Origin of the sequence: Leclercia barmai (assembly GCF_049312895.1) — a bacterium.
Taxonomy (GTDB): domain Bacteria; phylum Pseudomonadota; class Gammaproteobacteria; order Enterobacterales; family Enterobacteriaceae; genus Enterobacter; species Enterobacter barmai.
This window is the reverse complement of sequence record NZ_JBMNWZ010000005.1, coordinates 324467-333033: the sequence shown is the minus strand read 5'-3', so window position 1 is coordinate 333033 and position 8567 is coordinate 324467. Positions and strand designations below refer to the sequence as shown.

The following is an 8567-nucleotide window of genomic DNA, read 5'->3' as shown; positions in this document are numbered from 1 at the left end:
CTCCCCATGCGAGAGTAGGGAACTGCCAGGCATCAAATTTAGCGTGCTGATATGGCTCAGTTGGTAGAGCGCACCCTTGGTAAGGGTGAGGTCCCCAGTTCGACTCTGGGTATCAGCACCACTTTATACTTAGGTTAAAGTTCGGCAAGAAGTAAAAGAATTTGTCTGGCGGCTGTAGCGCGGTGGTCCCACCTGACCCCATGCCGAACTCAGAAGTGAAACGCCGTAGCGCCGATGGTAGTGTGGGGTCTCCCCATGCGAGAGTAGGGAACTGCCAGACATCAATTAAGTGAAAAGGCCATCCGCAAGGATGGCCTTTTTGCATTTCTGCGCCCTAAAAGCGTAAAGCCCGGGGCGTATGCGCCACCGGGCCGGCTAGCATTAGTGAATAACCTGCGACAAAAATGCCCGCGTACGTTCTGATTTTGGATTGGAGAAAAACTCCTCCGGCGGGGCCTGCTCAACAATCTCTCCGCGATCCATAAAGATCACCCGGTCTGCAACGGTTCTGGCGAAACCCATCTCGTGCGTGACGCAGAGCATGGTCATTCCCGATTGCGCCAGCCCTATCATCGTATCCAGCACCTCTTTAACCATCTCAGGATCGAGCGCTGAGGTGGGTTCATCAAACAGCATGATTTTAGGTTTCATGCACAGAGAGCGGGCGATGGCCACGCGCTGCTGCTGTCCACCTGAAATCTGCCCCGGAAACTTGTGGGCATGTTCTGCAATGCGTACCCGCTCCAGGTAATGCATGGCGAGTGCTTCAGCCTCCTTTTTCGGCATCTTACGCACCCAAATGGGCGCCAGAGTGCAGTTCTGCAGCACGGTCAGATGGGGGAATAAATTGAAATGCTGGAACACCATACCCACTTCCTGGCGGACACGCTCAACGTTGCGAATATCGTCGTTCAGCTCGATACCATCCACCACAATCCGTCCCTGCTGATGCTCTTCCAGATGGTTGATACAGCGAATAGTTGTTGATTTACCCGACCCTGAAGGTCCACAAAGGACAATACGCTCGCCTTGTTGTACCTTCAGGTTAATGTCTTTCAGAACGTGAAATTGCCCGTACCACTTATTCACATTATCCAGCGTAATCATCGCGTCAGCGGGGGTCATAGTTATCTGGCTCATAGGTTCCTCAGTGCGGTGTACGCCCGGTGTTAAAGCGCTTTTCCAGATGCTGGCTGTAGCGCGACATGCTAAAACAGAAAATCCAGTAGATAAGTGCTGCAAAAACATAGCCTTCTGTCGACATGCCCAGCCAGGCAGGGTCGACGGTAGCCTGCTGCACGCTACTGAAAAGATCGAATAATCCGATGATGATCACCAGACTGGTGTCCTTGAACAGCGCAATGATGGTATTCACCAGGCCCGGGATCACCAGCTTCAGCGCCTGGGGCAGGATCACCAGTCCCTGCGTTTTCCAGTAACCCAGCGCCAGCGATTCGGCGGCTTCATACTGGCCCTTTGGCAGCGCCTGCAACCCGCCGCGCACGACCTCGGCAACATAGGCGGACTGGAACAGAATGACGCCGACCAAAGCACGGATCAGTTTGTCGATGGTGGTGCCTTCCGCCATAAACAGCGGCAGCATCACCGAAGACATAAACAGCACGGTGATAAGCGGAACGCCGCGCCAGAACTCGATGAAAATGACCGAGAGGACGCGCACGACCGGCATGGTTGACCGGCGTCCCAGCGCCAGCAAAATCCCTAATGGCAGTGCGCCGGCAATCCCCACCGAGGCAATAATCAGCGTCAGCGTCAGGCCGCCCCACTGGCGGGTTTCAACGCGATCCAGCCCCAGAATGCCGCCATATAACAGTCCCCAGACGATCAGGGGATAGATCACCGCCCAACAGGCGATGTAGCGTCCACGCTGCGGCAACCCCTTCCAGAACATGGGGACAATGGAGAGCAGTCCGACAAGCAGCGCGAGATTGATGCGCCAGCGCTGGTCGTGCGGGTAAAGCCCATACATAAACTGGCCGAAGCGCTGGTGAATAAAGACCCAGCAGGCTCCCTCTTTCGTGCAGTCGGCGCGGGTGGTTCCGACCCAGTTAGCCTGCAAAAATGCCCAGTTGATGAGCGGCGGGATGAGTTCCCACATCAGCCAGAAGCACAGCAAAGTCAGCAAGCTGTTGCCCCAACTAGAAAACAGGTTTTTACGAGCCCATGTAATGGCGCGTCCGTTGCCGGTTGTGGCCGGACGCGCAGGGTGAGACAAGACGGCTTTTGTCATCATGGTTCCTTAGCGTTCAACCAGAGCGATGCGACGGTTATAGATATTCATCAACAGTGAAATGGTCAGGCTGATAATCAGGTAAACCGACATCGTAATGGCGATGGTTTCGATGGCCTGTCCGGTCTGGTTAAGAACGGTTCCGGCAAACAGCGAGACCATATCGGGATAGCCAATCGCAGCCGCGAGGGACGAGTTTTTCACGATATTGAGATACTGACTGGTCAGCGGCGGAATGATCACCCGCAGCGCCTGGGGAATGATGACCTGGCGCAGGGTGACCGGGTTCGGAAGCCCAAGCGAGCGTGCGGCCTCATGCTGACCATGCGGAACGGCCTGGATACCGGCGCGAATAATTTCTGCGATAAAGGCCGAGGTATAGATCGAGAGCGCCAGCGTCAGAGCAGCCAGCTCGGGGATCAATACCATGCCGCCGCGGAAGTTAAATCCTTTCAGCTGCGGAACATCCCAGTGTATCGCCGGGCCGAATACCGTATGTGCAATCCATGGCAGGATCACCAGCAAGGCCAGTGTGACAGGCCAGGTGCGCCGGAGCTGCCCGGTTTTAATCTGATGCATGCGGTTATAGCGAAACAGCGCAACCGACACCATGATCGTGCACGCCAGCGCGGCCAGCAATGCCAGCATCCCTTCGGCAATCTGCGGCGCCGGTATATAGAGGCCGCGGTTGCTTAAAAAGGCCAGATCGAAAGCATCTACTGCCTGACGCGGGCCAGGCAGGTTGCGCAGTACGGCAAAATACCAGAAGAAGATCTGCAGCAGCGGCGGGATGTTACGGAACGTCTCAATATAAAGTGTGGAGAGCTTACGCAGCAGCCAGTTATCAGAGAGACGCGCGAGCCCGAGGAAAAAGCCCAGCAGGGAAGCAAACACAATGCATAGCGCTGAGACCAGCAGGGTATTCATCAGGCCAACCAGGAATACGCGGCCGTAGGTATCGCCTTCACTGTAATCAATAAGATGCTGAACAATGCCAAACCCTGCGCTACGGTCCAGGAAGGCAAAGCCCGACGTAATGCCGCGTGTGCTCAGGTTGGTAACAGTGTTGTGGAACAGGTAGATCGCGACGGCCAGAACAGCGAGAACAGCGAGGATCTGAAACAGCCAGGCGCGAACCGAAGGATTAGAAAAGGAGAGGGCTCCTTTCAGGGCTGAGCGGCGATGGGACATATAAAACCTCGGGTAACCATGACTCTGGACTGGGCACCGCGCTGGCAGTGCCCGTTACAGCAAGATGCTTAGCGTACTGGCGGCGCGTACTGGATGCCGCCATTGTTCCAGAGGTTGTTCTGACCACGGCTGATCTTCAGCGCGCTCTCAGAACCCACGTTGCGCTCGAAGATTTCCGCGTAGTTACCCACTTTTTTAATGATGTTGTACGCCCACTTGTTATCCAGCTTCAGATCCTTGCCGTAGTCACCCTCTTTACCCAGCAGATGGGCCATATCCGGCGTGGTCGGATTGGCGGCTTTCTCATCGACGTTCTTCGAGTTAACGCCCATCTCTTCGGCGTTGAGCATGGCGAACAGCGTCCAGCGAACCACCGAGTTCCATTCGTCATCACCGCGGCGGACCACCGGGCCCAGCGGCTCTTTGGAGATCACTTCTGGCAGCACAATCCATTCTGCCGGATTGCTCAGCTTGATCCGCAGCGCGTACAGCTGTGACTGATCCGACGCGAGAGTATCGCAGCGACCCGATTCCAGCGCTTTGGCGGATTCGTCAGATCGGTCGAAGGTCACCGGGGTATATTTCATGTTATTGGCTTTGAAATAATCGGCGACGTTCAGTTCAGTGTCAGTGCCAGCCTGAATACAAACCGTCGCACCATCCAGCTCTTTCGCACTTTTCAGGCCCGCTTTATTGTGCGTCAGGAAACCAATGCCGTCGTAATAGGTCACGCCGGTGAATGACATGCCCATTCCGGTATCACGTGATGAGGTCCAGGTAGTATTACGTGAAAGCATATCCACTTCGCCGGATTGCAGGGCGGTAAAGCGCTCTTTAGCCGTCAGCGGGGTATATTTTACCTTCGTATCATCGCCAAATACCGCAGCGGCAACGCCGCGACATACGTCGACATCAATACCGGAGAACTTACCGTTGGCGTCTGCGTAAGAGAAACCTGGCAGGCCGTCACTGATCCCGCACTGCACAAAACCTTTCTGCTTAACCGCGTCCAGAGTCGCACCCGCCTGAGCCTGGCCGGAAATCGCAATAAGCACACCTGCAGCGGCGAGGCTGGCCATCATCATCTTTTTCATAATGCATCCTGTGTGGCGAAAATTATCGTTATAGTGAGGCGTTTATAAACGCTTTAACCTGTCTGTGGCTGTGGCCGACGTTAATAAAGCAAACGTGATGCCAGTTTTTGCATTTAACGTAAGAATTGATTACGCAACGCGTAAAGCAGAGTGTAGACAGTGATAATTAAATCGAGCGCCCTGAAATGGTGCGAAATTACAACCTGCGCCACAAATCAGAGCAAAAGTCGGATGATGAAACACATTAATGACGTGATGATTTAGTGCGTGAATAGCGAAAGAAAATAATGCGGGAAAAAGATGTGAGCAGATTCAGATTTATTAATTAACCTAAATTTGAAAAGCAAAAGCGCGGCCGGAGCCGCGCTTTCTGGATTACTTGGATACGGCAATGATACCCAGTGTCAGGCCTGCAATGGCCGCTGCGCCACCTGCGATCGCCCCGGCGGTTTCCCAGTTATCCTGCGTGGTGCCCTTCATACAGGTATTGGTGTGAACCAGTCTGCCCTGATCGTCGTATACCGGTACGCACGGAGAATCATGCGCGCAACCAGCAAGCAACGCAGCAAGGAGTGCAACCGAAATGAATCTTTTCATGGTGTTACCTCAAAATGAAATCTAACTTTGCGATATAGTCAGGAACGTCTTCTGCAAAGCTGGTGGCTATTTTACCACCGCTGCAAATTCGCCATGTAGAGTGAATAATCTCAAATTATTTGGATTGTAAAAAATATGGAGAAATACCCAGCCTGACGCGTTAAAAATGGAGAGATTAGGGAGAGCGGAAGATTAAAAAGAAGACTCTTAAATCCATAAGCAAACAATTCATTGTGCCGCTAATTAATAAGTTAAATAAATAGGTAAGCCTAACTCTCTGTTTATTATCATAAGAAAAGGCGCCGAAGCGCCTTTATCTGTTACTGCTCATGATGACGCGTAAAGCGTCTTCGCACCACTACAAAGAAGACCGGCACAAAGAATATCGCCAGCAGGGTTGCCGAAAGCATGCCGCCCATCACCCCGGTACCGACGGCGTTTTGCGCGCCGCTGCCCGCCCCGTGGCTGATAACCAGCGGCAATACGCCAAGGATAAACGCCAGCGAGGTCATCAGGATGGGACGAAGACGCATACGTGACGCCTCCAGCGTGGCTTCAATAATGCTTTTGCCCTCCTTCTCCATCAGATCTTTGGCAAACTCGACAATCAGGATGGCGTTCTTCGCCGACAGGCCGATAGTGGTGAGCAGCCCCACCTGGAAATAGACATCATTATTCAGCCCACGCAGGGAAGCGGCCAGCAGAGCACCCACCACCCCCAGTGGCACCACCAGCATTACCGAGAACGGAATCGACCAGCTCTCATACAGCGCCGCCAGACAGAGGAACACCACCACCAGCGAGATGGCATACAGGGCGGGTGCCTGGTTGCCGGAGAGCCGCTCCTGATAAGACATGCCCGTCCAGTCGTAGCCAATCCCGGTCGGCAGTTTCGCCGCCAGTTTTTCCATTAGCACCATGGCTTCACCGGTACTCTTCCCGGGTGCGGCTTCGCCGAGGATCTCCATCGAAGGGGAGCCGTTATAGCGCTCCAGGCGCGGCGAGCCGTAGATCCAGTGCGACTGGCTGAACGCCGAGAGCGGCACCATTTGACCACTGGTGCTGCGAACATACAGGCGATTGATATCCTCCGGCAGCATCCTGAAGCGGGCATCCGCCTGGACATAGACCTTTTTCACCCGGCCACGGTCAATGTAGTCGTTCACATAAGTTCCACCCAGCGCGGTGGAGATGGTCTGGTTGATGTCCGCCACGCTGACGCCCAGCGCCTGCGCTTTCTCCTGATCGATATCCAGCTTGAACTGCGGGGTATCTTCCAGGCCATTGGGCCGCACGCGCACCAGCATATCGGGATGCTCTTTAATCATGCCCAGCAGTTGGTTTCGGGCCTGCGTCAGCTGGTTATGACCCAGGTTGGCCTGGTCGATCAGTTCAAAATCGAAGCCCGTTGCGGTACCCAGTTCGATGATTGCGGGCAGGTTGAACGGGAAGACCAGCCCGTCTTTGATCTGGCTGAAGGCCCGCGTTGCCCGGCTGACGATTGCCCCGACGCTATTTTCGGCACCCGGGCGCTCCTCCCAGGGCTTAAGGCTGATAAACGCCACCCCGGCATTCTGGCCCTGGCCGCTGAAGCTAAAACCGTTAACGGTAAAGACCGACGCCACGTTGGCCTTCTCATTGTTGAGATAGTAGTGCTCAACCTGATCCAGCACCTTTTGGGTGCGGGTTTGGGTGGCACCCGCCGGGAGCTGCACCATCGTCATAAAGACGCCCTGATCCTCTTCCGGCAGGAACGAGGTTGGCAGTCGCAGGAACAGCACCGCCATGCCGCCGACAATCAGGACATAGACCACCAGATAGCGACCGGTCTTGCGCAGAATATGGCTGACGCTATTGCTGTAATGCGCCACGCTCTTGTCGAACAGGGCGTTGAACCAGCCGAAAAAGCCGCCTTTGTTCTCATGATGCTCGCTGGGGGCTTTAAGCAGGGTGGCACACAGAGCGGGCGTCAGGATCAACGCCACCAGCACCGAAAGCGCCATCGCCGAGACGATGGTCAGGGAGAACTGGCGATAGATCGCCCCGGTGGAACCGCCGAAAAAGGCCATCGGGATAAATACCGCCGACAGCACCATGGCGATCCCTACCAGCGCACCCTGAATCTGCGACATCGATTTTTGCGTCGCCTCTTTCGGCGGGAGCTTCTCCTCCACCATGACGCGCTCGACGTTCTCCACCACCACGATGGCATCATCCACCAGCAAGCCTATCGCCAGCACCATGCCAAACATGGTCAGGGTGTTTATTGAGAAGCCAAACGCCGCCAGCACCGCAAAAGTACCCAACAGCACCACCGGTACGGCAATGGTCGGGATCAGCGTGGCGCGCAGGTTTTGCAGGAACAGGTACATCACGAGGAAAACGAGAATGATGGCTTCAAACAGCGTCTTCACCACTTCATGAATGGAGATCTTCACAAACGGCGTGGTGTCATAGGGATAGACCACCTTCAGCCCCTGCGGGAAGAAGGTCTGCAGCTGCGCCAGCTTGGTTTTGATCGCCGCGGCGGTATCCAGCGCGTTGGCACCGGTAGCCAGCTTGATGCCAAGCCCGGTCGCCGCCTGACCATTGATTTTGGTCACCATGTTGTAGTTTTCACCGCCGGGCGCAATGCGGGCGACATCTTTCAGATGCACCATCGACCCGTCCTGGTTGACCTTCAGGGTGATGTTGCCGAACTCTTCGGCGGTTTTCAGTCGCGTCTGGGCGATGATCGAGGCGTTGAGCTGCTGGCCCGGCACCGACGGCGTACCGCCAAGCTGACCGGCCGCAATCTGGTTGTTCTGGGTTTTTAACTGGTTAATCACGTCTACTGGCGTCAGCTGGTAGGCATTCAGCTTATTCGCATCCAGCCAGATACGCATCGCATACTGGGCGCCAAACAGCTGAACGTCGCCCACCCCGGAGGTGCGGCTGATCGCATCCTTGACGTTAGAGGCCACATAGTCAGAGATATCGTCCTGGCTCAGGTTTTTATTGTCCGAGACAAAACCGGCCACCAGCAGGAAGCTGCTGCTCGACTTCTCCACGCCAATCCCTTGCTGCTGCACTTCCTGCGGCAGTAAGGGCATCGCCAGCTGAAGTTTGTTCTGCACCTGCACCTGGGCAATATCAGGGTCGGTGCCGGACTGGAAGGTAAGGGTGATGGTCACGCTGCCCGCAGAGTCGCTGGTGGAGGACATGTACATCAGGTTATCGATGCCGTTCATGTTCTGCTCGATAACCTGGGTCACCGTGTCCTGCACCGTCTGAGCATCCGCGCCGGGATAGGTGGCCGAAATAGCCACGGCAGGGGGCGCGATGGTGGGATACTGCGCCACCGGCAGCTTCAGGATCGCCAGCCCGCCCGCCATCATCAGGATGATGGCAAGCACCCACGCAAAGATCGGGCGCTGAATAAAGAAGTTAGCCAT

General features: G+C 55.3%; 6 protein-coding genes, 1 tRNA gene and 1 rRNA gene. 2 read left to right on the top strand and 6 right to left on the bottom strand.

Annotated features, from left to right (window positions below; translation table 11 throughout):
• Nucleotides 1-45 precede the first annotated feature (45 nt).
• Both ACOYA6_RS19080 and rrf read left to right on the top strand, forming a co-directional pair.
• Nucleotides 46-121, top strand: a tRNA-Thr gene (locus ACOYA6_RS19080).
• Nucleotides 122-164: 43 nt separating this feature from the next.
• Nucleotides 165-280: ribosomal RNA gene (rrf, locus tag ACOYA6_RS19075) — 5S ribosomal RNA — on the top strand.
• Between the two features lie 101 nt (nt 281-381).
• Here the strand turns inward: rrf and ACOYA6_RS19070 are convergent.
• From ACOYA6_RS19070 to ACOYA6_RS19045, 6 genes are all read right to left on the bottom strand, one after another.
• A complete protein-coding gene (locus ACOYA6_RS19070) occupies nt 382-1140 on the bottom strand; it encodes an amino acid ABC transporter ATP-binding protein (RefSeq protein WP_138370334.1) in 759 nt (252 codons plus the stop codon).
• A 7-nt stretch (nt 1141-1147) separates the two neighbouring features.
• Complete coding sequence (locus ACOYA6_RS19065; protein ID WP_422655206.1) at nt 1148-2251, bottom strand: amino acid ABC transporter permease; 1104 nt, start codon at nt 2249-2251, stop codon at nt 1148-1150.
• A gap of 9 nt (nt 2252-2260) precedes the next feature.
• Nucleotides 2261-3442 carry an amino acid ABC transporter permease gene (locus tag ACOYA6_RS19060; RefSeq protein WP_422655205.1) on the bottom strand — a complete coding sequence of 394 codons (1182 nt, stop codon included), beginning with the start codon at nt 3440-3442 and terminating at the stop codon, nt 2261-2263.
• A gap of 68 nt (nt 3443-3510) precedes the next feature.
• Entirely contained in the window at nt 3511-4536 is a 1026-nt protein-coding gene (locus ACOYA6_RS19055) for an amino acid ABC transporter substrate-binding protein (RefSeq protein ID WP_039030658.1), read from the bottom strand.
• Nucleotides 4537-4911: 375 nt separating this feature from the next.
• A complete protein-coding gene (locus tag ACOYA6_RS19050) occupies nt 4912-5133 on the bottom strand; it encodes a lipoprotein (protein ID WP_039030657.1) in 222 nt (73 codons plus the stop codon).
• Between the two features lie 320 nt (nt 5134-5453).
• Nucleotides 5454-8567: an efflux RND transporter permease subunit gene (locus ACOYA6_RS19045; RefSeq protein ID WP_039030656.1), complete on the bottom strand. Its 3114-nt coding sequence runs from the start codon at nt 8565-8567 to the stop codon at nt 5454-5456.